Genomic DNA, 21,261 nt, shown 5'->3' with positions numbered 1-21,261 from the left:
CGGCCCCGGGCGCGCTCGCCCACGGACGTATTGACTAGTTCTATTCAGAAAGTGAGGATGTGAATAGCGAGAGCAAAAAAACCGTCGGCAGCGATCCGCCAGGAGGCACACCATGTCAGGACCCCGCCCCGTAAAAGCGCCGCGCGGTACGGACCTGAGCGCGCTGGGCTGGCAGCAGGAAGCCGCCCTGCGGATGCTGCAGAACAACCTCGACCCCGAGGTCGCCGAGCACCCCGACAAGCTCGTCGTCTACGGCGGCACCGGCAAGGCGGCCCGCGACTGGCGCTCCTTCGACGCGATGGTCCGCACGCTGAAGACCCTCAAGCAGGACGAGACCATGCTCGTCCAGTCCGGCCGCCCGGTCGGCGTCATGCAGACCCACGAGTGGGCCCCGCGCGTCCTCATCGCCAACTCCAACCTGGTCGGCGACTGGGCCACCTGGGAGGAGTTCCGCCGGCTGGAGGCCCTCGGCCTGACCATGTACGGCCAGATGACCGCCGGCTCCTGGATCTACATCGGCACCCAGGGCATCCTCCAGGGCACCTACGAGACGTTCGCCGCCGTCGCCGCGAAGAGGTTCGGCGGCACCCTCGCCGGGACGATCACCCTCACCGCCGGGCTCGGCGGCATGGGCGGCGCCCAGCCGCTCGCCGTCACCATGAACGACGGCGTGGCGATCTGCGTCGACTGCGACCCGCGCGCCATCGAGCGCCGCATCGAGCACCGCTACCTCGACGTGCGGGCCGACTCCCTCGACCACGCCCTCCAGCTGGCCGTCGAGGCCCGTGACGCCCGCCGCCCGCTGTCCATCGGCGTCCTGGGCAACGCCGCCGAACTCGTCCCGCAGCTCCTCGCCATGGGCGCCCCCGTCGACATCGTCACCGACCAGACCTCGGCCCACGACCCGCTGTCCTACCTGCCGCTCGGTGTCGCCTTCGAGGACATGGCCGAGGCCGCCGCCAAGGACCCGGCCGGGTTCACCACCCGCGCCCGCGAGTCGATGGCCCGGCACGTGGAGGCCATGGTCGGCTTCATGGACGCCGGCGCCGAGGTCTTCGACTACGGCAACTCCATCCGCGGTGAGGCGAAACTCGCCGGGTACGACCGGGCGTTCGCCTTCCCCGGCTTCGTCCCCGCCTACATCCGCCCGCTGTTCTGCGAGGGCAAGGGCCCGTTCCGGTGGGCCGCGCTGTCGGGCGACCCGGCCGACATCGCCAAGACCGACCGGGCGATCCTGGAGCTCTTCCCCGAGAACGAGTCCCTCGCCCGGTGGATCCGGATGGCGGGGGAGCGGGTCCACTTCCAGGGCCTGCCCGCCCGTATCTGCTGGCTCGGCTACGGCGAGCGGGACAAGGCCGGCGAGCGCTTCAACGACATGGTGGCGAGCGGGGAACTGGCCGCGCCGGTCGTCATCGGGCGCGACCACCTCGACTGCGGCTCGGTGGCCTCCCCCTACCGGGAGACCGAGGCGATGCTCGACGGGTCCGACGCGATCGCCGACTGGCCGCTGCTGAACGCCATGGTCAACGTGGCCTCGGGAGCCTCCTGGGTGTCCATCCACCACGGCGGCGGCGTCGGCATGGGCCGGTCGATCCACGCCGGGCAGGTGACGGTGGCCGACGGCACGCCGCTGGCCGGGGAGAAGATCCGCCGTGTGCTCACCAACGACCCCGGCATGGGCGTCGTCCGGCACGTGGACGCGGGCTACGACATCGCGGAGTCGGTCGCCCAGGAACGCGGCGTGCGCATCCCGATGCGCGAGGGTGACGAGGCGTGAAGCGGAACGAGGGCGTGAGCCGGTACGAGGGCGCGGACAGGCACGCGGGCGGGACCGGCGCCCCGTCGGCGGGAGCCGGGGTTCCGTCGCCGCCCGCACCGGCCGACGCACCGGTTGACGTATCGGCCGACGCACCGGCCGACGTGCCGGGGGCCGCCGTGCGGCCCGTTGCGGCCGGCGACTCCTTCCACGAGATGTGGGACCGGCTGCGCCCCGTCGGCCGGCACCCCGAGTCCGGCGGCTACCGCCGGTTCGCCTGGACCGGCGCCGACGCCGAGTGCCGGGCCTGGTTCCGGGAGCAGGCGGAGGCGCGCGGACTGACCCACGAGGTCGACCGCAACGGCAACCAGTGGGCCTGGCTGGGCGATCCGGCCCGGGGGGACGCCGTTGTCACCGGGTCGCATCTGGACTCCGTGCCCGACGGAGGCGCCTTCGACGGCCCCCTGGGCGTCGTGTCGGCCTTCGCCGCCCTGGACGAACTGCGCGGCAGGGGAGCGCGGTTCGCCAAGCCCGTGGCCGTCGTCAACTTCGGCGACGAGGAGGGCGCCCGGTTCGGGCTCGCCTGCGTCGGCTCACGGCTGACCTCCGGGAAGCTCACCGCCCGGCAGGCGCACCTGCTGACCGACGCCGACGGCGTCACGCTGCCCCGGGCCATGGAGGCCGCCGGTTACGACCCCGAGGCCATCGGGCCGGACCCGGAACGGCTCGCCCGCATCGGCGCGTTCGTCGAACTGCACGTCGAGCAGGGCCGGGCCCTGGACCTGTCCGGTGACGCCGTCGGCATCGCGAGTTCCATCTGGCCGCACGGACGCTGGCGGTTCGACTTCCGGGGCGAGGCCAACCACGCGGGCACCACCCGGCTGGCGGACCGCCGCGACCCGATGCTGCCGTACGCCGAGGCCGTGCTCGCCGCCCGGCGCGAGGCCCGGCTGGCCGGCGCCGTCGCCACCTTCGGCAAGGTCGCGGTCGAGCCGAACGGCGTCAACGCCGTGCCGTCCCTGGTGCGCGGCTGGCTCGACTCCCGCGCCGCCGACCAGGACGGCCTGGACACCGTGGTCGCGGCCGTGGAGGCCGCGGCCCGCGACCACGCCCGGGAACACGGCGTCGACCTCGACGTCGTCCGCGAGTCCTTCACGCCGGTCGTCGAGTTCGACAACGTCCTGCGCGACGAGATCGCCCGCATTCTGGGAGCCGGGAACCGGGAGAGCGGTCGGCTGAATGTGCCCGTGCTGGGTACCGGAGCAGGACACGACGCCGGGATCCTCGCCGGGAGCATTCCGACCGCCATGCTGTTCGTGCGCAACCCCACCGGCGTCTCGCACTCCCCGGCCGAGTCCGCGGCCGAGGACGACTGCGCGGCCGGGGTGCTCGCGCTCGCCGACGTACTGGAAGGACTGGCCTGCAGGTGACGGCGACCCACACGTACTGGCTGGAGCACGCCTGGCTCGGCACCCACGTCGAGCCGGGGGTCGCCGTCGAGGTCGCGGACGGCCGCGTCACCGCCGTCCGCAGGGACACGCCCGCCCCGCCGCCGGGCGCCGCGATCCTGCGCGGCCTGACCCTGCCCGGCCTCGCCAACGCGCACAGCCACGCCTTCCACCGTGCCCTGCGCTCCACCGTCCAGGTCGGCTCCGGCACCTTCTGGACCTGGCGCGAGATCATGTACGCGACCGCCGACCGGCTGACCCCGGACACCTACCACGCCCTCGCCCGCGCCGTGTACGCCGAGATGGCGCTGGCCGGGATCACGGCTGTCGGCGAGTTCCACTACGTGCATCACGCCCCCGGCGGCACGCCCTACGCCGACCCCAACGCGATGGGCGAGGCGCTGATCGCGGCCGCCGCCGAGGCCGGCATCCGCATCACCCTCCTCGACACCGCCTACTTCTCCTCCGGCTTCGGCGAGCCGCCAGGCGCCCACCAGCTGCGCTTCTCCGACGGACACGCCGACGCCTGGGCCGAACGCTGTTCAGTTCTCAAGGAACGCGATCATGCGCGGATCGGAGCGGCGATCCACTCCGTGCGGGCCGTGCCCGCGGGCCAGCTGGCGACCGTGGCGCGGTGGGCCGAGCAGCGGCGCGCCCCGCTGCACGTGCACCTGTCCGAGCAGACCGCCGAGAACGACGCCTGCCTGGCCGCCCACGGCTGCACGCCCACCCGGCTGCTCGCCGACCACGGCGTCCTCGGCCGGCGCACCACCGGCGTCCACAACACGCACCTCACCGACGAGGACATCGCCCTGATCGGCGGCAGCTCCACCGGCACCTGCATGTGCCCGACCACCGAGCGGGACCTCGCGGACGGCATCGGACCCGCCGCCGCGCTGCAGGCCGCAGGCTCCCCGCTCAGCCTCGGCTCCGACAGCCATGCCGTCGTCGACCTGCTGGAAGAGGCGCGCGCCATGGAACTGGACGAACGGCTGCGCACCCGCACCCGCGGCCACTGGACGGCCGCCGCCCTGCTGCGCGCCGCCTCCGCCGACGGTCACGCCGCGCTCGGCTGGGACGGGGCCGGCCGGATCGAACAGGGCGCGCTCGCCGACTTCACGACGATCGCGCTGGACTCCGTCAGGACGGCCGGCACGCTGCCCCGGCTCGGCGCCGAGACCGCCGTATTCGCCGCGACGGCGGCCGACGTACGGCACACGGTCGTCGCGGGCCGGCACATCGTGCGCGACGGGGCGCACACCCTCGTGCCGGACGTGCCGCAGGCTCTCGCCCGGGCCGTCGCGGCTCTGCGCGAGGGAACCCCACCATCACCGAGGACGCCATGAGCAGCAGCACAGCCAGTAGCACAGCCATCGTCAACATCGCCACGCTGATCACCAACGACCCCTCCCTCGGTGACGGATCTCCCCTCGGACTGGTCCAGGACGCGGCGCTCGTCATCGAGGGCGACCGTGTCGTGTGGACCGGTGAGTCAAGCAAAGCACCCGCCACTGACAACCGGGTCGACGCCGAGGGCCGGGCGGTCCTCCCCGGCTTCGTCGACTCGCACTCCCACCTGGTCTTCGCGGGGGACCGGACCCGGGAGTTCAACGCCCGCATGTCCGGCCGGGCCTACCGCGCGGGCGGCATCCGCACCACCGTCGCCGCCACCCGCGCCGCGAGCGACGAGGAGCTGGAGGCCAACCTCACGCGCTACCTCGCCGAGGCCCTGCGCCAGGGCACGACCACCATGGAGACCAAGTCCGGCTACGGCCTGACCGTCGCCGACGAGGCCCGCTCCCTGCGCATCGCCGCCCGCCACACCGAGGAGGTCACCTACCTCGGCGCCCACGTCGTCCCCGAGGAGCACGCCGACGACCCGGCCGGCTACGTCGACCTCGTCACCGGCGAGATGCTCGACGCCTGCGCGCCGCACGCCGGCTGGATCGACGTCTTCTGCGAGAAGGGCGCCTTCGACGGCGACCAGGCCCGCGCTGTCCTCACCGCCGGCCGGGCCAGGGGCCTGCGTCCGCGCGTCCACGCGAACCAGTTGTCGCACGGCCCCGGCGTGCAGCTGGCCGTCGAGCTGGGCGCGGCCAGCGCCGACCACTGCACCCACCTCACCGACGCCGACGTCGACGCCCTCGCGCACGGCGACACCGTGGCCACCCTGCTGCCCGGCGCGGAGTTCTCCACCCGCGCCGAGTGGCCGGACGCCCGGCGCCTGCTGGACGCCGGGGCCACCGTCGCGCTGTCGACGGACTGCAACCCGGGCTCGTCGTTCACCTCGTCGATGCCGTTCTGCGTCGCGCTCGCCGTGCGGGACATGCGGATGACGCCGGACGAGGCGGTGTGGTCCGCCACGGCGGGCGGGGCGGCGGCCCTGCGCCGGGACGACATCGGCCGCCTCCGGCCGGGCGCGTACGCGGACCTGATCGTCCTCGACGCGCCGAGCCACGTCCACTTGGCCTACCGTCCCGGCGTCCCGCTGGTCACCGGCGTCTGGCGGCGGGGCACGCGCCTCCACTGACCGGGCGGGCCGCTGCCCGACGGCCGCCGCTGGACGGCCGCTGCCCGACGGCCGCTCCCGGACGGACCGCCCGTGAAGGGCGTCGTCCGGGAGCGGCCGTCCATGAGCGCGGGCGTCACTCCTCGACGGTCAGCCCCTTGCGCAGCCGCACCAGCGTCCGTGACAGCAGCCTGGACACGTGCATCTGCGAGATGCCCAGCTCCTCGCCGATCTCCGACTGGGTCATGCCCGCCACGAAGCGCAGGGAGAGGATCTTCCGGTCACGCGGGGGCAGCCCGGCGATCAGCGGCTTCAGCGACTCGACGTACTCGATGCCCTCGATGCCGTGGTCCTCGTAGCCGATGCGGTCCGCGAGCGCGCCCTCCGCGTCGTCCTCCTCCGGCTGGGCGTCCAGCGAGGAGGCGGTGTACGCGTTCGACGCCGCCATGCCCTCGACGACCTCGTCGTTGGAGATGCCGAGGCGTTCGGCCAGCTCCGCCACCGTCGGCGCGCGGTCCAGCTGCTGGGCCAGCTCGTCACCGGCCTTGGCCAGGTCGAGCCGCAGCTCCTGGAGCCGGCGCGGGACACGCACGGACCACGACGTGTCGCGGAAGAATCGTTTGATCTCGCCGACGATGGTCGGCATCGCGAACGTGGGGAACTCGACTCCGCGCGAGAGCTCGAAGCGGTCGATCGCCTTGATCAGGCCGATGGTGCCGACCTGGACGATGTCCTCCATCGGCTCGCTGCGGGAGCGGAACCGGGAGGCGGCGAACTTGACCAGGGCGAGATTCAGCTCCACGAGGGTGTTGCGGACGTAGGCGTACTCGTGGGTGCCTTCCTCGAGGGATTCCAGCCGCTCGAAGAGGGTCTTGGAGAGGGCGCGGGCGTCGACCGGTCCCACCTCGTCGTACGGGGGGATCTCCGGGAGCCCGGCAAGCCCGGCGGCAGCGTCCGCGTCGTCGTCCTCCGCGGGATCCAGAGGTTCCGGAATGGGGGCCGGCGTCTCCTGACGGGAACGCGATGCGTCGAGCCGGGGTGACATGGTGTCCTCCATCGTTCTCGGCATTTGGCTGCCGAAGCCAGTACCTGCACTGCGGTGTGCGGCGCCTCCAAAGCCGGCCGTGTCGGTTGCGTGTTTATCTAGCCCTACCCGCTTCCCCGAGCCCCTCGCAAGTGCGCTACGTCGGGATATGTCCGTTTGCTTGGGGTTGTTCGGGTGTCGGAGAGTGTGGAGAAGGCGTAGTGTTCGAGGGCGTCAGTCAGCAGCCTCGACGTCGGGAGAGAGAGACGGCATGGACCGCGGGACGGTCGGCAGCGCACAGTCTGGCCGGCTACTGGTGGAGGTTCGGGAAGAGGGCTCCAGTGCCGTCGTGACCCCGGCGGGCGAGTTGGACCACCACACGGCCGATCTGTTGCGTGAGCCGCTCGAGGACTGCCTCGACAAGGGACACAAGCGGTTGGTCGTGGACTGCTCACGGCTGGAGTTCTGCGACTCCACCGGGCTGAACGTGCTGCTCGGCGCGCGGCTGAAAGCCGAGGCGGCGGGCGGCGGGGTGCACCTCGCGGGGATGCTGCCCGTGGTGGCACGGGTTTTCGAGATCACGGGGGCGGACGCGGTGTTCGCCATCCATGACACGCTGGAGGCGGCCCTCGCCGACGAGGCCGACGAGGCGGGCTGACCCGGCCGGGCGTTCAGTCCGGTGTCGGGCTCGGGGCGCCCCTGCACGACCGGCACTTTCCGGGCGTCACGCCTTCCGTGCCGAAACGAGGGGTGTTCCACCGGTCCGGTCGGGCAGGAGACATCCTGAAACATTGTCGGCAGGCAGAGCGGCGCATCCGCCGCCCGGCCACGTACTGACTCCTGAATGATGAACTGGTGAATCGGTGAGGTGAAGCGCTGATGAGCACCACCCGGCCTTGCTCGCCGGGCGACCGCGGCCCGGAGCCCAGCGGCGCTTCCGGGGCGTCCGAGGGGGGCGCGCCCGTGACCGGGGCGTCCGGCGGGGACGCGGCCGCGTCGTCGGCGGCATCCGCATCGTCCGGGGGGCGCCAGGTCCGCAGACTGAGTTTCGACGGCGAGAGCGGGGTCGTGCCGCTCGCCCGCGACTTCACCCGGCAGGCGCTGTACGCGTGGGGATGGCTGCCCGCCGCCACCGCCGACCGGCGGGCCGCCGCCGAGGACGTCCTGCTCGTCGTCTCCGAACTGGTCACCAACGCCTGCCTGCACGCCGAGGGGCCGGACGAGCTGGGCATCACCTGTGACAACAAGGTGATCCGCGTGGAGGTCTCCGACCGCGGCGGGGGCCAGCCGGCCCCGCGCAACCCGCACCGCGCGGGCCGCCCCGGCGGCCACGGCATGTTCATCGTGCAGCGGCTGTGCCTGGACTGGGGGGTCGTACGCACGCAGGGAGCGGCGGGCAAGACCGTCTGGGCGGAGCTCGGCGCACCGGCCTGAGCCCGCCCTGGGCAGGCCGCTGCCCAGACGTACGGCGTGCGGGTCACGCCGCCCCCTGCCCCGGCGCGCACGCCGATTCCGGTCCCGGTCGGGTGCCCGTGCCCGTCCGCCCGGTGTGCGACTGTCGCCGAGGCCGGCCCCGGAGGCGGGGCGCCGGCCGATCGTCAACTCCCCCGTACGCACGCCGGATCCGCACAACTCCGGCCCGTACCGTGTCTTCCCCTCTTCCGGCCCCGGGCGTACCTTGACGGCCCGATCTGATGTGCCGTCAGGAAGCGTCAGGAGACAGGAAAGGGAGCGGAACCGTGTCGTACCGGAAACGAACCGCCGCGCTCGCGTCCGCCGCGGCCCTGGCCGGCTCGGCGGTGCTGATGGCCGCCCCCGCAGCCCATGCCGAGGTCGTCGACGTCGACTACCGGTGCAAGACGCCGATCGGCGACAAGAGCGCCGTCTCGCCCATCGACATGAAGGGCGTCAAGAGCGGCAGCGGCTACCGGATCACCATGTCGTGGCAGAAGGGCGTCTCCTCCAGCCCGGTCGAACTGGGCAAGGGCGCGATGAACCCGAGCGCCACCATCGAGCTGGGCGGCGCCGACAGCGGCACCCTGTCCGTCACCGGCCCCGCCAACCAGGCCGCCATCCCCGCCAACACGCCCATCAAGATCAGTGACCTGTCGGGCACGTACACCCCGAAGAAGACCGGCAAGGTCACCTTCACCGCGGGCGTGCTGACCATCAAGGCGCTCGGCACGACCACCACCTGCACCCCCTCGAACGACCCGGGACCGTCGCTGACCCTCGACGTGACGGCAGCGGGCGGCGGCGGCTCCTCCGGGGGCACGCAGAGCGGCGGCGGCGCCCAGAGCGGCGCCGGCACCGGCGACAGCCTCCCGCAGACCGGCCCCGAGGACTCGGCGATCGCCCTCGGCACGCTCGGCGGCACCGTGCTGCTCACCGGCGCCGCGGGCGCGCTGTGGCTGACCCGGCGCCACCAGACGGCGCGCCGCTGACCCCTGACCGCCCGAACGAAGCCGCCCGAACGAAGCCGCCCGAACGAAGCCGCCCGAACGAAGCCGCCCGAACGAAGCCGCCCGAACGAAGCCGTACGAACGAGGTCGTACGAACGAGGCCGCCGCGCCTTCCCGCTGGAGCCGCCGATGCCGTCCGCCGCCCGTGTCGCCCTGTGCCTGCCCGCCCTGCTCCTGCTGACCGCCGCCCCGGCGGCCGCCGCGGCCGACGGCTGGTCCCTCGCGCCCGCCGGCGGCTCCCGCCCCGCCTTCTACGCCGAGGGCCCCGCGGGGACGGTCCTGCGGGACACGGTGTCCGTGACGAACCGCGGCGGGCGGGCGGTCACCGTGCGGCTGTACGGCAGCGGCGTCCACGTCGTCTTCGCCGCCGCCCGGGTCCGGGTCCCGGCCCGCACCCGGGCGGAGGTGCCCTTCACCGTGACCGCCTCCGGCGACCGGGCCGGCGAGATCGTCGCCCGTGACGCCGACGGCCGCTCCCGGTCGGTGCCGCTGCGGCTGAGGGCCGGCGGGCCCGCCCTGTCCGCGCTGACCGTCGAGCACGTGACCGTACGCGCCGACGGCATCGCCTACGAGCTGGTCAACCGCGGCACGACCGTCCTGGCGCCCCGGCTCGCCGTGCACGCCGACGGCCTGTTCGGCGCGGTCCTGGACAGGCCCCCGCGCAGCCTGCCCGTCCGGCTGCCGCCCGGCCGCCGCCTGCGACTCACCGAGCCCTGGCCCGGCCGCCCGGCGCTGGACGCGGTCGACGTGCGGCTGACGGTGACGGCGGCGGGCGGGGCGCGCGGCAGCGCGGCGACGCGGGCCCGTTTCGTGCCCCGGGGCGCGGTGCCGGGGGCCGCCGGGGCGGTGGCGGCCGCGGGCGCCCTGTTCGCCGTACTGCGTCGTACGCGCCGTCCGGGTGGCGCCGCGCCCGCGTCCCCGCCGGTGGAGGCCGAGCCGACGGGAGCCGGGACGTGAAGCGCGCGGTGCGGATCGCGGCGCTGGCGGCGGTGCTCGCCCTGCTGCTGCCACTGCTGCCGACGGCGGCGGGCACGGCGGTGGCCGCCGACGGGCCGGCCGTCGAGCTGTCGACGTCCCAGGCGGGCACCGGCGGCTCGGTCACCGTCCGCGGCAGCGGCTGGTGGGCGCACGCGCTGCTGATGGTGCTGATCTGCGGGCAGGCCGTGCCGTCGCGCGGCGTGCCCGGCGGCACCAACTCCTGCGCCAACGCCGACGGCCGGGCCGTCACCACCGACGCCCACGGCTCCTTCAGCCGGAAGCTGCCGGTCGCCGAGCCGCCGGTGCCGTGCCCGTGCGTGGTGCACGTGGCCACCGTGACCGGCGCGCGGGCCCAGGCCGACGCCGTCTTCCAGGTGGCCGGGCACGCCGTCGAACCGCTGCCCGCCCGGCCGGCCGGCGGACGCCTGTCGGTCCTCACCGACACCCGGCTCGACGGTTCGAGCGGGCTGCTCACCTGGTTCGGCGCCCCGCCCGCGCGCACGCTGGTGCTCACCGTCGGCAACGTCGGCACGTCCCCGGTGAAGGACCCGGTCTTCCAGGTTGGCACCTCGCACGGCGTGTTCGCCCCGCAGTGGGAGGACCAGCGGTGGCGCGGCACGATCCGGCCCGGGAAGCGGGCGCGGATCGAACTGCCCGTCGAGCTCACGGGGGGCGCGCACGGCGACTACACCGTCTCCCTCAAGTACGGCGGGAAGGTCCTCGCCGAACAGCCCTGGGGCGTGGGGCGCCCCTGGGGCGTGACCCTGTTCTGGCTGCTGGTGTTCCTGGTGGTGCCGGCCGCGGTGTTCCGGGCCGGCATGGCCCTGGTGGACCGGGTCCGGCCGCGGCGCGCCCGCGGCGTCCGGCACCGCGGCCCGCGTCTGCCGGGACGCGGCCCGCGTCTGCCGGGACTCGCCCGGCGTCTGCCGGGGCTCGCCGAGCGCCTGCCGCGGTTCGCCGCGCGGGCGGAACAGGCGCCACCCTCCGCTTCGACCCTGCCGTGGTTCACCCCGGACTCCGATCCGGGGGCGCACCCCACGACGACAGCCCGACGAGTCACACGACTCCCACCAGGAGGAAGGGACCCCCGTGAGCGAGCGAAGGAGAGTCACGCCGGCCGGCCGGCTGAGAGCGGGTGCCGTGGGCGCCGCGACGGTGCTCTGCGGCGCGGGCGCGCTGCTCGGCCTGACGGCCGGTTCCGCGCAGGCCGCGGAGGTGTCGTACGCGACGCACTGCGTGCCGCCCGCCGGCATCGACCCCGTCGACGGCACCACGAAGGTCGAGATCACCGCGCCCGCCACGGCGAAGGTGGGCGACACCGTCGACATCGTGTGGAAGTTCGTGCAGGCCGCGTCGAAGAACCCGGACATCATCGACCTGCCCGCGGACTCCGTCCAGCCGTCCGGCACCCTCAGGGCGGCCGGCGCGCAGACCGCCGACGTCACCATGCAGGGGCCGCGAAAGAACCCGGCGATCCCCAAGGGCGGCGCCATGGCGCTGTCCGACATGAAGGGCACCCTGAAGCTCACGGCGCCCGGCGAGGTGACGCTGACGCCGGACGCGTACACCGTCAACGCGATGTCGACGAACACCGTGTGCACACCTACCGGGACGGTGCAGAAGGCGGCGACCATCGAGGTGGCGGCGGGCGACGGCGGCACCTCCAGCGCGTCGCCCACCGGACCGGGCACCGCGTCGCCCACCGGATCGCCCACCGGGGCGCCGTCCGGGACGGGCACGCCGAGCGCCTCCGCGTCGGGCGGGGACAGCGCGGGCTCGGACACCGCCGGCTCGGGATCGGGCGGGCAGACCGACTTCACCGGCAAGCAGGTCGACATCCCGTACACCTGTCAGTCCCCCATCGGGGAGAAGAAGGCGACCTCGCCGATCCGGATCGACGCCAAGAAGGACGGCGGCGCCTTCGACCTCACCGTGCGGTTCGGGAAGTCCGTGATGAACAGCCCGGCCGACATCCCCAAGGGCTCGGTCAAGCCGTCGATGGAGGTGGTCCTGGGCGGCGCGGACAAGGGCACCGTGCACGTGGAGGGACCGGTGAACGCCGAGGACATCAAGTCGGGCGACCCGATCGCGATCCCCGACCTGACCGGCACCTACAAGCCGGGTGCGACCGGCAGGTCGACGCTCTCCCCGGACGTGCTGACCATCGAGGCCCTCGGCACCACCACGACGTGCACCCCCGACAGGACGGCGGTCTCCCTGACCCTGGACACCACCCAGCAGGCGAACGGCGCCTCGGGCGGCTCGGGCGGTTCGTCGGCGACCGGCGGCTCGGCGTCGTCGGACGGCGGACTCGCGGCGACGGGCGCGGACGACCACGGCGCCCTGAAAGCCCTGGGCCTGGTCGCCGGCACAGCGGTCCTGCTGGGCGGCGCGGTGTTCACCTTCCTGCCGGGCCGCCGCACACGGTGACGGCGGAACACCACCACGCGGCCCGCGGCACCGCACGCGGTGACCCTGGAGCACCGCCCAGCGGCCGCCGGACCGGTCGGCGGCGCCGGCCCGCAGCTCGCGCTGACGACGAAGCGCCGCTGCACGGCCGGCGGTGGTGACCCGCCACAGCCGCCGCCGGCGGCAGGCCACCGCACGGCTGTCGATGAAGGGCCCGCCGCCCACCGCGACGGCGAAGCGCCACCGCACCGCTCGGCGGAGAGGAGCCGGCGCACGCGCTGACGGCCAAGCGCCGCCGGACCCGCGGGCGGTGCCGGGCCGTCGCGCGCCGCCGCCGAAGTGCCGTCGCGCGGTCGGCGGTGGGCCACTGCCGGTCGGCGGCGGCCCGCCACAGATGCCGGCGGGGGGTCTGCCGTGCGGCAGCCGGTGGAGACCCGCTGCACCTGTCGCCGGTGATGGGCCGCCGCCGCGCGTTACCGGTGAAGTGCCGTCGCGCGGCCGACCGTGGTGGGCCGCAGCACCGCTTGGTGGTGGGGAGTCGGCGCACGGGCCGACGGCGGAGTGCCGCCGGCCACGCCGGGCGGGGCAGGGCCCGCTGCGCCGGTCGGTGGCGATGGGCTGCCGCACGCACCGGCGGTGAAGTGCCGTCGTGCGGTCGGTGGCGGCGGGCCGCTGCACCGGTTGGTGTGGCCTGCCGAAGGTGCCGGCGGCGAGGGTCTGCCGTGCGCGCCGGCGGCGGCGTGCCGTCGGCCCATGCCGGGCGGGGCAGGGCCCGCTGCACCGCCCGATGGGGCCGCGGGAAAGGCTCATTGCACCGGTCCGGTGCTGAAGGGCCGCAGCGCGCGCAGGTGCTGAAGGGTCGCCGTGGGCGGGTACGGCGGAGGGCCGTCGTACCCGTCGGGTGCGGCGGCCCTCTCCGGAGCGCGGGTGGCCGGCGGGCGCCGGCCGGCGGTCAGTGGACGTCGCCCATGAGGGCCTTCACCTTCCGGCGGTACATCCACACCGCCGCGCCGGCCACGGCGGCGAGTGCGGCCTCCAGGGCCACGATGGCCGTCTTGTTCAGGTCGACGCCGGCGATGGAGAGCAGGCCGGTCGTGGCGTCGCCGGCGGTGACGGCCAGGAACCACACGCCCATCATCTGCGAGGCGTACTTCGCGGGCGCCATCTTCGTCGTCACCGACAGACCCACCGGCGACAACGTCAGCTCGCCGACCGTCTGCACGAAGTAGATGCCGACCAGCCACAGCGCGGCCGCCTTGTGACCGCCGTCCGCGATCGCCAGCGGGGCGAGGAAGAGGAAGAAGGACGCGCCGATCAGCACCAGGCCCATCGCGAACTTCACGGCGGTGCTCGGCTCCTTGCCGCGCCGGGCCAGCGCCAGCCAGGCCCAGGCGAACAGCGGCGCCAGCGCCATGATCATGACCGGGTTGACCGACTGATACCAGGAGACCGGGAACTCCCAGCCGAAGACCGTGTTGTCCGCCGAGGACTCGGCGAACAGCGACACCGTCGAGCCGCCCTGGTCGTAGATCATCCAGAACACGGCAGCGGCGACGAAGAACCAGATGTACGCCGACATCTTCGACTGCTCGGCCCGGTCCAGCTCCCGGTCCCGCTTGATGCGGGCGATGACCAGCACCGGGATGAGCAGCCCGGCCAGGGTGATCGGCACCAGCAGCCAGTTCAGCGTGTAGTGGCCGGAGAAGCCGACGACCGCGTAGAAGACGACCGCCAGCGCGGCCCAGAACGCCGACTTGCGCAGGGTGGCCGCCTTCTCCGCCGCCGACAGCGGGGTCGGCACCAGGCTGGAGCGGGCGCTGAGGTGGCGGCCGCCGAGCAGGAACTGGGTCAGGCCCAGCGCCATGCCGAGCGCGGCCAGCGCGAAGCCGAAGTGCCAGTTGACGTTCTCACCGACCGTGCCGATGACCAGCGGCGCGGCGAAGGCGCCCAGGTTGATGCCGATGTAGAAGACGGTGAAGCCGCCGTCGCGGCGCGGGTCGTCCGGGCCGTCGTAGAGGTGGCCGACCATCGTGGAGATGTTGGCCTTCAGCAGGCCGGAACCGATCGCGACCAGGCCGAGGCCGGCGTAGAAGGTGCCCGCGTTCGGCAGGGCCAGGGTGAGGTGCCCGAGCATGATGACCGTGCCGGCCACGGCGACCGTCCTGCGGGGGCCGAGCACGCGGTCCGCGAACCAGCCGCCGGGCAGGGCGAGCAGGTACACGAGCGACAGGTACACCGAGTAGATCGCGGTCGCCGTCGCCGCGCTCAGATGCAGGCCGCCCGGGGCCACCAGGTACAGCGGGAGCAGGGCCTTCATGCCGTAGTAGGAGAAGCGCTCCCACATCTCGGTCATGAAGAGAGTGGCCAGTCCGCGGGGGTGGCCGAAGAAGGTCCGCTCGGAACCGGGGATGCCCGGGATCGCCGAGTCCTTCGTCAGGCTGGACGCCATGGTTGTGGTCCTTGCTGATCGTTCATTCCCAGGCCGGCGGTGGCCGGCCGCACGCAAAAGAGACCTTCAGCGACATCCTTGCCGAAGGTCCCCGCGGTGCTACAGGCGTAGATTCACCATACGGCAGGACAGAGTCGGAAATGGAGGGACTTGAGACGCGAATCACAGGCCGAGGCGGAACCGCACGCCACTTTTCCAAGGTCGGCCGGTGATCGCACCTCGTACCCATAGGTTCGTGCCGGTACGCCCAAAGGTAAGAACCCGGGATGGCGATCACACCGCGGCTCCTGACCGGGGCGGTCTACCATCACCTCATGACCCGTGTACTGCTCGCCGAGGACGACGCGTCCATCTCGGAGCCGCTGGCCCGCGCCCTGCGCCGGGAAGGGTACGACGTCGAGGTGCGTGAGGACGGACCCACCGCGCTCGACGCCGGGATGCAGGGGGGCGTCGACCTGGTCGTGCTGGACCTCGGGCTGCCCGGCATGGACGGCCTGGAGGTCGCCCGCCGGCTGCGCGCCGACGGCCACACCGTGCCCATCCTCATCCTGACCGCGCGCGCCGACGAGGTGGACACCGTCGTCGGTCTGGACGCGGGCGCCGACGACTACGTCACCAAGCCCTTCCGGCTCGCCGAACTGCTCGCCCGCGTCCGGGCCCTGCTCCGGCGCGGCGCCGCGGAGCCGCAGCAGCCGCCCGCCACGCACGGCGTGCGCATCGACGTCGAGTCGCACCGCGCCTGGATGGGCGACGAGGAACTCCAGCTCACCGCGAAGGAGTTCGACCTGCTGCGGGTGCTGGTGCGGGACGCCGGCCGGGTCGTCACTCGGGACCAGCTGATGCGGGAGGTCTGGGACACCACCTGGTGGTCCTCGACCAAGACGCTCGACATGCACATCTCCTGGCTGCGCAAGAAGCTCGGCGACGACGCGGCGAACCCCCGCTACATCGCGACCGTGCGAGGCGTGGGCTTCCGCTTCGAGAAGAGCTAGCAGAGCCGGCCCGACAGGACGTTCCGGCTGCGCGTGTCGCGCCCTTGGCACACTGGTCGTCGTAGAGCCACTGCTCGGAGGGCCCCTGTGCGTCGTCGTCTCATCCAGTCCACGCTCGCCGTGGTGCTCGTCGTCATCGCCGTGTTCGGTGTGTCCCTGGTCATCGTGGAGACGCGGACGATCACCAACAGCGCCCGGGAACGGGTCGGCTCCGAGGCGCAGCGGCTGGCGAGCATCGTCGACAGCCGGCTCATCGGCGACGGCACGGTCAGCGCGGAGGTGCTGCGCGGCCAGGTCACCCAGGACCGCTACGCCCGGATCCGGATCCCCGGGCAGCAGGCCATCGAGGTCGGCGCCAGGCCGTCCGGCGAGGTCATCCGGGCCACGGCCAAGGGCGAGGAGGGCGAGACGGTCACCGTCGAGGAGCCCCGCTCCAGGGTGACCCGGGAGGTCGGCCGCACGCTGCTGATCATCGGCCTGGTGGCGCTGCTCGCGGTCGTCGCGGCGGTGCTGCTGGCCATCCGCCAGGCCAACCGGCTCGCCTCCCCGCTCACCGACCTCGCCGAGACCGCCGAACGCCTCGGCTCGGGCGACCCGCGCCCCCGGCACAAGCGCTACGGCGTCCCCGAGCTGGACCGGGTCGCCGACGTCCTGGACTCCTCCGCCGAGCGCATCGCCCGCATGCTGACCGCGGAACGCCGCCTGGCCGCCGACGCCTCCCACCAGCTGCGCACCCCCCTCACCGCGCTGTCGATGCGGCTGGAGGAGATCACCCTCACCGACGAGCTGGACACGGTGAAGGAGGAGGCCAACGTCGCGCTGACCCAGGTGGAGCGGCTGACGGACGTCGTCGAACGCCTGCTGACGAACTCCCGCGACCCGCGCACCGGCTCCGCGGTCTCCTTCGACCTCGACGAGGTCATCCAGCAGCAGCTCGCCGAGTGGCGCCCCGCCTACCGCAGCGCCGGCCGCGCCATCGTCAGCTCCGGCAAGCGGCACCTCCAGGCGGTCGGCACGCCGGGGGCGGTCGCCCAGGTGCTGGCGGCGCTGATCGAGAACTCGCTGATGCACGGCGGCGGCACGGTGGCGCTGCGCACCCGGGTGACCGGCAACCAGGCGGTCGTCGAGGTCACCGACGAGGGACCCGGTGTGCCGGCCGACCTCGGGGCGCGGATCTTCGAGCGCACGATCAGCGGCCGCAACTCCACGGGCATCGGTCTCGCGGTCGCCCGGGACCTCGCGGAGGCGGACGGCGGACGGCTGGAGATGCTCCAGACGAAACCGCCGGTGTTCGGGCTGTTCCTGTCCCGCACGCAGCCGCTGAAGAAGCCCCCGCACGAGGAGGAGCCGACGGTGCGGTGACCCGCCGCCCGTCCGGCTCGCGCGCCGCCCGTCCGGCTCGTGTGCTGCGGTTCGGCTCGTGTGCTGCCGGTCGGCTCGTGCGCCGCGGTCCGGCTCATGCGCCGCCGGTCAGCCCGCGCGGGACGGTGCGGTGACCCGCCGCCCGTCCGGATCGGGCGCCGCCCGTCCGGATCGGGCGCCGCCCGTCCGGCTCAGCCGCCGCAGGTCAGTTCGCGCGCTGCCCGGCCTTCGACCGTCGCGCGGCGCTTCCCTCCGCCCGTCCCAGCAGCGACTCCGCGTCCGCGACGGCGGCCTCCACGGCCGGCAGCGTGCGGAACACCCAGGTGCGGTACGACCAGAAGCGGAACAGGGTCGCGATGCCGATGCCGACGACCTTGAAGACGTTGCGCTGCAGGGAGCTGTCCCAGCCGAAGCCGTAGATCGCCGCGTACAGGATGCCGTTCTCGATGACCAGGCCCACCACGCTGAACGCCAGGAACAGCGTCAGCTCCCGGGTGCGGGCGCTCTTGTCGCGGTCCCGGTAGGTGAAGTAGCGGAAACCCACGTAGTTGCAGGCGATGGCGACGATCGTCGCGATCACGTTGGCGCGCACGGCCTGCAGGCTGGTGAGGTGCCACAGCAGGTTGGACACGCCGAAGTTCACGACGGTGCCGAGCGCGCCGACGGCGCCGAATCTGGCGATCTCGTGGGTGAGCCTTCGCAGCCCGGAGGAACCAGGTTCCATGGTCGTGAAGGCTCCCGTCGGGTCGGTTCGGTCGACCCGGCCATGCTAACCACCCCCCTGGGGGATTGCCCGCGGATGTGCCCTCGGCTGCGGAAGAAGTGCACAAGAGCTGCGGAAAGAACCGGAAAAGAGCCGGTGGCGGGGGCCCGCGAGGGAGCCGGGAACGGCCGGAAACCGCCCACCGCGGCGCTGCCGATACCCTAGGGGGCGTGACGTTCCCGGTAGTCGGCATGGTCGGCGGGGGCCAGCTCGCTCGTATGACACACGAGGCGGGCATCCCGTTGGGCATCAGGTTCAAGCTCCTCAGTGACACTCCCCAGGATTCCGCGGCGCAGGTCGTCGGTGATGTCGTCGTCGGCGACTACCGCGACCTCGACACGCTGCGCGAGTTCGCGCGCGGGTGCGATGTGATCACCTTCGACCACGAGCACGTGCCCACCGAGCACCTGCGGGCCCTGGAGGCGGACGGCATCCCCGTGCGCCCGGGTCCCGACGCGCTCGTGCACGCCCAGGACAAGGGGGTGATGCGCGCCAGGCTCGACGCGATCGGCATCCCCTGCCCACGGCACCGGATCGTGAGCGACCCGGCCGACGTCGCGGCGTTCGCGGCGGAGGGCGATGGCTTCCCGGTCGTCCTGAAGACCGTCCGCGGCGGCTACGACGGCAAGGGCGTGTGGGTCGTGGACTCCGAGGAGGAGGCCGCCGACCCGTTCCGCGCGGGCGTCCCGGTCCTCGCCGAGGAGAAGGTGGACTACGTCCGCGAGCTCGCCGCCAACGTGGTGCGCTCCCCGCACGGCCAGGCCGTCGCCTACCCCGTCGTGGAGTCCCGGCAGGTGAACGGCGTCTGCGACACCGTGATCGCGCCCGCTCCCGGCCTCGACGACGACCTCGCGCTGCACGCCGAGCAGATGGCCCTGACCATCGCCAAGGAACTGGGCGTCGTCGGCCATCTCGCCGTCGAGCTGTTCCAGACCCGCGACGGCCGCGTCCTGGTCAACGAGCTCGCGATGCGCCCGCACAACTCCGGCCACTGGTCGCAGGACGGCGCGATCACGTCCCAGTTCGCCAACCACGTCCGCGCGGTCCTCGACCTCCCGCTCGGCGACCCGCGCCCGCGCGCCAAGTGGACGGTCATGGTCAACGTCCTGGGCGGCGACTACCCGGACATGTACTCCGCGTACCTGCACTGCATGGCCCGCGACCCCCAGCTCAAGATCCACATGTACGGCAAGGACGTGAAGCCCGGCCGCAAGGTCGGCCACGTCAACACCTACGGCGACGACCTGGACGACGTGCTGGAGCGCGCCCGTCACGCTGCCGGCTACCTGAGAGGCACGATCACCGAATGAGCCCAGTCGTAGGCATCGTCATGGGGTCGGACTCGGACTGGCCCGTCATGGAGGCCGCCGCCAAGGCCCTGGACGAGTTCGAGATCGACTACGAGGTCGACGTCGTCTCCGCGCACCGCATGCCGCGCGAGATGGTCGCGTACGGCGAGCAGGCGGCCGACCGGGGCCTGAAGGTGATCATCGCGGGCGCGGGCGGCGCGGCCCACCTGCCCGGCATGCTCGCCTCCGTCACCCCGCTGCCCGTCATCGGCGTCCCCGTGCCGCTGAAGTACCTCGACGGCATGGACTCGCTGCTGTCCATCGTGCAGATGCCGGCCGGTGTGCCGGTCGCCACGGTCTCCGTCGCCGGCGCCCGCAACGCCGGCCTGCTGGCGGCCCGCATCCTCGCGGCGCACGACGAGGACCTGCTCTCCCGCATGCGGGACTTCCAGCAGGAGCTGAACGACCAGGCCACCGAGAAGGGCAAGCGCCTGCGCGCCAAGGTCGAGGGCAGCGGCAACGGCTTCGGCTTCGGGAAGTGAGCGCGATGACCTCGCCCTCGCTGCCGCGGGCCCGGACCCTGCTGGGCGAGTTCCCGGTCGTCGACGGCCACAACGACCTGCCCTGGGCGCTGCGCGAGAAGGCCCGCTACGACCTCGACGCCCTCGACGTCGCCGTCCGCCAGGACGCCGCCCTGCACACCGACATCCCGCGGCTGCGCGAGGGCGGCGTCGGCGCCCAGTACTGGTCGGTGTACGTGCCGTCGGACCTGCCCGACCCGGTGCCGGCCACGCTGGAGCAGATCGACTGCGTACGGCGGCTGCTGGCGCGGCACCCGAAGGACCTGGCGCCCGCGCTGACGGCGGCCGACATGGAGTCCGCGCGCGACGAGGGCCGCATCGCCTCCCTCATGGGCGCCGAGGGCGGCCACTCCATAGCGAACTCCCTGGGCACCCTGCGCGGCCTGTACGAGCTGGGCGTGCGCTACCTGACGCTCACCCACAACGACAACGTGGACTGGGCGGACTCCGCGACGGACGAGCCCGGCGTCGGCGGCCTGTCGGCCTTCGGCCGCGAGGTCGTCCGGGAGATGAACCGCCTCGGCATGCTGGTCGACCTCTCCCACGTGGCCGCCACGACCATGCGGGACGCGCTCGACGCCACCTCCGCCCCGGTGATCTTCTCCCACTCCTCCTCCCGCGCGGTGTGCGACCACCCGCGCAACATCCCCGACGACGTCCTCGAACGTCTCCCGGCCAACGGCGGGGTGGCGATGGTGACGTTCGTGCCGAAGTTCGTGCTCCAGGCGGCCGTGGACTGGACGGCCGCGGCCGACGAGAACCTGCGCGCGCACGGCCTGCACCACCTGGACACCGGTGCCGAGGCGATGCGGCTGCACCGGGCCTTCGAGGAGCGCCACCCGCGCCCGGTCGCCACGGTCGCGACGGTCGCCGACCACCTCGACCACATGCGCGAGGTCGCCGGCGTCGACCACCTGGGCATCGGCGGGGACTACGACGGCACGGCGTTCACCCCGGACGGCCTCGGCGACGTCTCCTGCTACCCCAACCTGCTGGCCGAACTGCTCGACCGCGGCTGGTCCATGGCCGACCTGGCCAAGCTGACCTGGCAGAACGCGGTGCGGGTGCTGGGCGCGGCGGAGGACGTGGCCCGTGACCTCCGGGCGACCCGTCCGCCGTCCCACGCCACCATCGACCTGCTCGACGGCTGATCGCCTGCCTGGCCCGGCCGCGACCGCGCGGCCCGCGCGGTACCCCCGAACGCACCGCTCACCAGGAAGCCCCGCGGGCGCCGTGGGA

17 protein-coding genes and 1 pseudogene are annotated in these 21,261 nt (G+C 73.4%); 15 read left to right on the top strand and 3 right to left on the bottom strand.

Annotated elements, in window-relative coordinates; all coding sequences use genetic code 11:
• The first annotated feature begins 112 nt into the window (after positions 1 to 112).
• The 4 genes from hutU (at position 113) to hutI (ending at position 5,734) form a co-directional block, all read left to right on the top strand.
• Positions 113 to 1,777, top strand: a complete 1,665-nt coding sequence (hutU, locus tag ACH4ZX_RS30145; protein ID WP_398279506.1) for a urocanate hydratase — start codon at positions 113 to 115, stop codon at positions 1,775 to 1,777.
• 194 nt (positions 1,778 to 1,971) lie between these two features.
• Positions 1,972 to 3,186, top strand: coding sequence for an allantoate amidohydrolase (locus ACH4ZX_RS30140; RefSeq protein WP_398279616.1), 1,215 nt, complete (start codon positions 1,972 to 1,974; stop codon positions 3,184 to 3,186).
• Positions 3,183 to 4,550 (top strand): formimidoylglutamate deiminase, encoded by a 1,368-nt coding sequence (locus ACH4ZX_RS30135; RefSeq protein ID WP_398279503.1) that lies wholly within the window; start codon positions 3,183 to 3,185, stop codon positions 4,548 to 4,550. The genes ACH4ZX_RS30140 and ACH4ZX_RS30135 overlap by 4 nt, the downstream gene beginning before the upstream one ends.
• Complete coding sequence (gene hutI, locus ACH4ZX_RS30130; protein WP_398279500.1) at positions 4,547 to 5,734, top strand: imidazolonepropionase; 1,188 nt, start codon at positions 4,547 to 4,549, stop codon at positions 5,732 to 5,734. Before ACH4ZX_RS30135 ends, hutI begins: the two co-directional genes overlap by 4 nt.
• A gap of 115 nt (positions 5,735 to 5,849) precedes the next feature.
• Here hutI and ACH4ZX_RS30125 read toward each other — a convergent pair whose 3' ends face one another.
• Positions 5,850 to 6,758, bottom strand: coding sequence for an RNA polymerase sigma factor SigF (locus ACH4ZX_RS30125; protein ID WP_398279497.1), 909 nt, complete (start codon positions 6,756 to 6,758; stop codon positions 5,850 to 5,852).
• Between the two features lie 250 nt (positions 6,759 to 7,008).
• On the opposite strand from ACH4ZX_RS30125, the gene ACH4ZX_RS30120 reads away from it, so the two are divergent.
• From ACH4ZX_RS30120 to ACH4ZX_RS30095, 6 genes and pseudogenes are all read left to right on the top strand, one after another.
• Positions 7,009 to 7,395 (top strand): STAS domain-containing protein, encoded by a 387-nt coding sequence (locus ACH4ZX_RS30120; RefSeq protein WP_398279494.1) that lies wholly within the window; start codon positions 7,009 to 7,011, stop codon positions 7,393 to 7,395.
• 221 nt (positions 7,396 to 7,616) lie between these two features.
• Positions 7,617 to 8,171, top strand: a complete 555-nt coding sequence (locus ACH4ZX_RS30115; RefSeq protein WP_398279491.1) for an ATP-binding protein — start codon at positions 7,617 to 7,619, stop codon at positions 8,169 to 8,171.
• Between the two features lie 305 nt (positions 8,172 to 8,476).
• Entirely contained in the window at positions 8,477 to 9,181 is a 705-nt protein-coding gene (locus ACH4ZX_RS30110; protein WP_398279488.1) for an LPXTG cell wall anchor domain-containing protein, read from the top strand.
• Between the two features lie 147 nt (positions 9,182 to 9,328).
• The gene (locus tag ACH4ZX_RS30105; protein WP_398279485.1) at positions 9,329 to 10,156 is read left to right on the top strand and encodes a hypothetical protein; all 828 of its coding nucleotides are present in this window, start codon (positions 9,329 to 9,331) and stop codon (positions 10,154 to 10,156) included.
• Positions 10,153 to 11,270, top strand: a pseudogene (locus ACH4ZX_RS30100) (hypothetical protein). Before ACH4ZX_RS30105 ends, ACH4ZX_RS30100 begins: the two are co-directional and overlap by 4 nt.
• Complete coding sequence (locus ACH4ZX_RS30095) at positions 11,267 to 12,607, top strand: hypothetical protein (RefSeq protein ID WP_398279482.1); 1,341 nt, start codon at positions 11,267 to 11,269, stop codon at positions 12,605 to 12,607. The pseudogene ACH4ZX_RS30100 and the gene ACH4ZX_RS30095 overlap by 4 nt, the downstream one beginning before the upstream one ends.
• A 931-nt stretch (positions 12,608 to 13,538) precedes the next feature.
• On the opposite strand, the gene ACH4ZX_RS30090 is transcribed toward ACH4ZX_RS30095, so the two are convergent.
• Entirely contained in the window at positions 13,539 to 15,035 is a 1,497-nt protein-coding gene (locus ACH4ZX_RS30090; RefSeq protein WP_398279479.1) for an oligopeptide:H+ symporter, read from the bottom strand.
• Between the two features lie 314 nt (positions 15,036 to 15,349).
• Here ACH4ZX_RS30090 and ACH4ZX_RS30085 point away from each other — a divergent pair, with 314 nt between their 5' ends.
• Together ACH4ZX_RS30085 and ACH4ZX_RS30080 are read left to right on the top strand one after the other, a co-directional pair.
• On the top strand, positions 15,350 to 16,027 hold the full coding sequence (locus ACH4ZX_RS30085) for a response regulator transcription factor (RefSeq protein WP_225840188.1): 678 nt from the start codon (positions 15,350 to 15,352) through the stop codon (positions 16,025 to 16,027).
• A gap of 87 nt (positions 16,028 to 16,114) precedes the next feature.
• Positions 16,115 to 17,389 carry an ATP-binding protein gene (locus tag ACH4ZX_RS30080; protein WP_324783132.1) on the top strand — a complete coding sequence of 425 codons (1,275 nt, stop codon included), beginning with the start codon at positions 16,115 to 16,117 and terminating at the stop codon, positions 17,387 to 17,389.
• A gap of 205 nt (positions 17,390 to 17,594) precedes the next feature.
• On the opposite strand, the gene ACH4ZX_RS30075 is transcribed toward ACH4ZX_RS30080, so the two are convergent.
• The gene (locus ACH4ZX_RS30075; RefSeq protein ID WP_398279474.1) at positions 17,595 to 18,113 is read right to left on the bottom strand and encodes a GtrA family protein; all 519 of its coding nucleotides are present in this window, start codon (positions 18,111 to 18,113) and stop codon (positions 17,595 to 17,597) included.
• A gap of 209 nt (positions 18,114 to 18,322) precedes the next feature.
• On the opposite strand from ACH4ZX_RS30075, the gene ACH4ZX_RS30070 reads away from it, so the two are divergent.
• The 3 genes from ACH4ZX_RS30070 to ACH4ZX_RS30060 are packed head-to-tail and all read left to right on the top strand — an operon-like array spanning position 18,323 to position 21,173.
• On the top strand, positions 18,323 to 19,462 hold the full coding sequence (locus ACH4ZX_RS30070) for a 5-(carboxyamino)imidazole ribonucleotide synthase (protein WP_360758718.1): 1,140 nt from the start codon (positions 18,323 to 18,325) through the stop codon (positions 19,460 to 19,462).
• On the top strand, positions 19,459 to 19,983 hold the full coding sequence (gene purE, locus ACH4ZX_RS30065; protein ID WP_398279471.1) for a 5-(carboxyamino)imidazole ribonucleotide mutase: 525 nt from the start codon (positions 19,459 to 19,461) through the stop codon (positions 19,981 to 19,983). The genes ACH4ZX_RS30070 and purE overlap by 4 nt, the downstream gene beginning before the upstream one ends.
• Positions 19,984 to 19,988: 5 nt before the next feature.
• Positions 19,989 to 21,173, top strand: coding sequence for a dipeptidase (locus ACH4ZX_RS30060; RefSeq protein WP_398279613.1), 1,185 nt, complete (start codon positions 19,989 to 19,991; stop codon positions 21,171 to 21,173).
• Positions 21,174 to 21,261: the final 88 nt, after the last annotated feature.

Origin of the sequence: Streptomyces sp. NPDC020490 (assembly GCF_044335305.1) — a bacterium.
Classification (GTDB): domain Bacteria; phylum Actinomycetota; class Actinomycetes; order Streptomycetales; family Streptomycetaceae; genus Streptomyces.
Note: the sequence above shows the minus strand (reverse complement) of the source record. Positions and strands in the feature narration are given on the sequence as shown.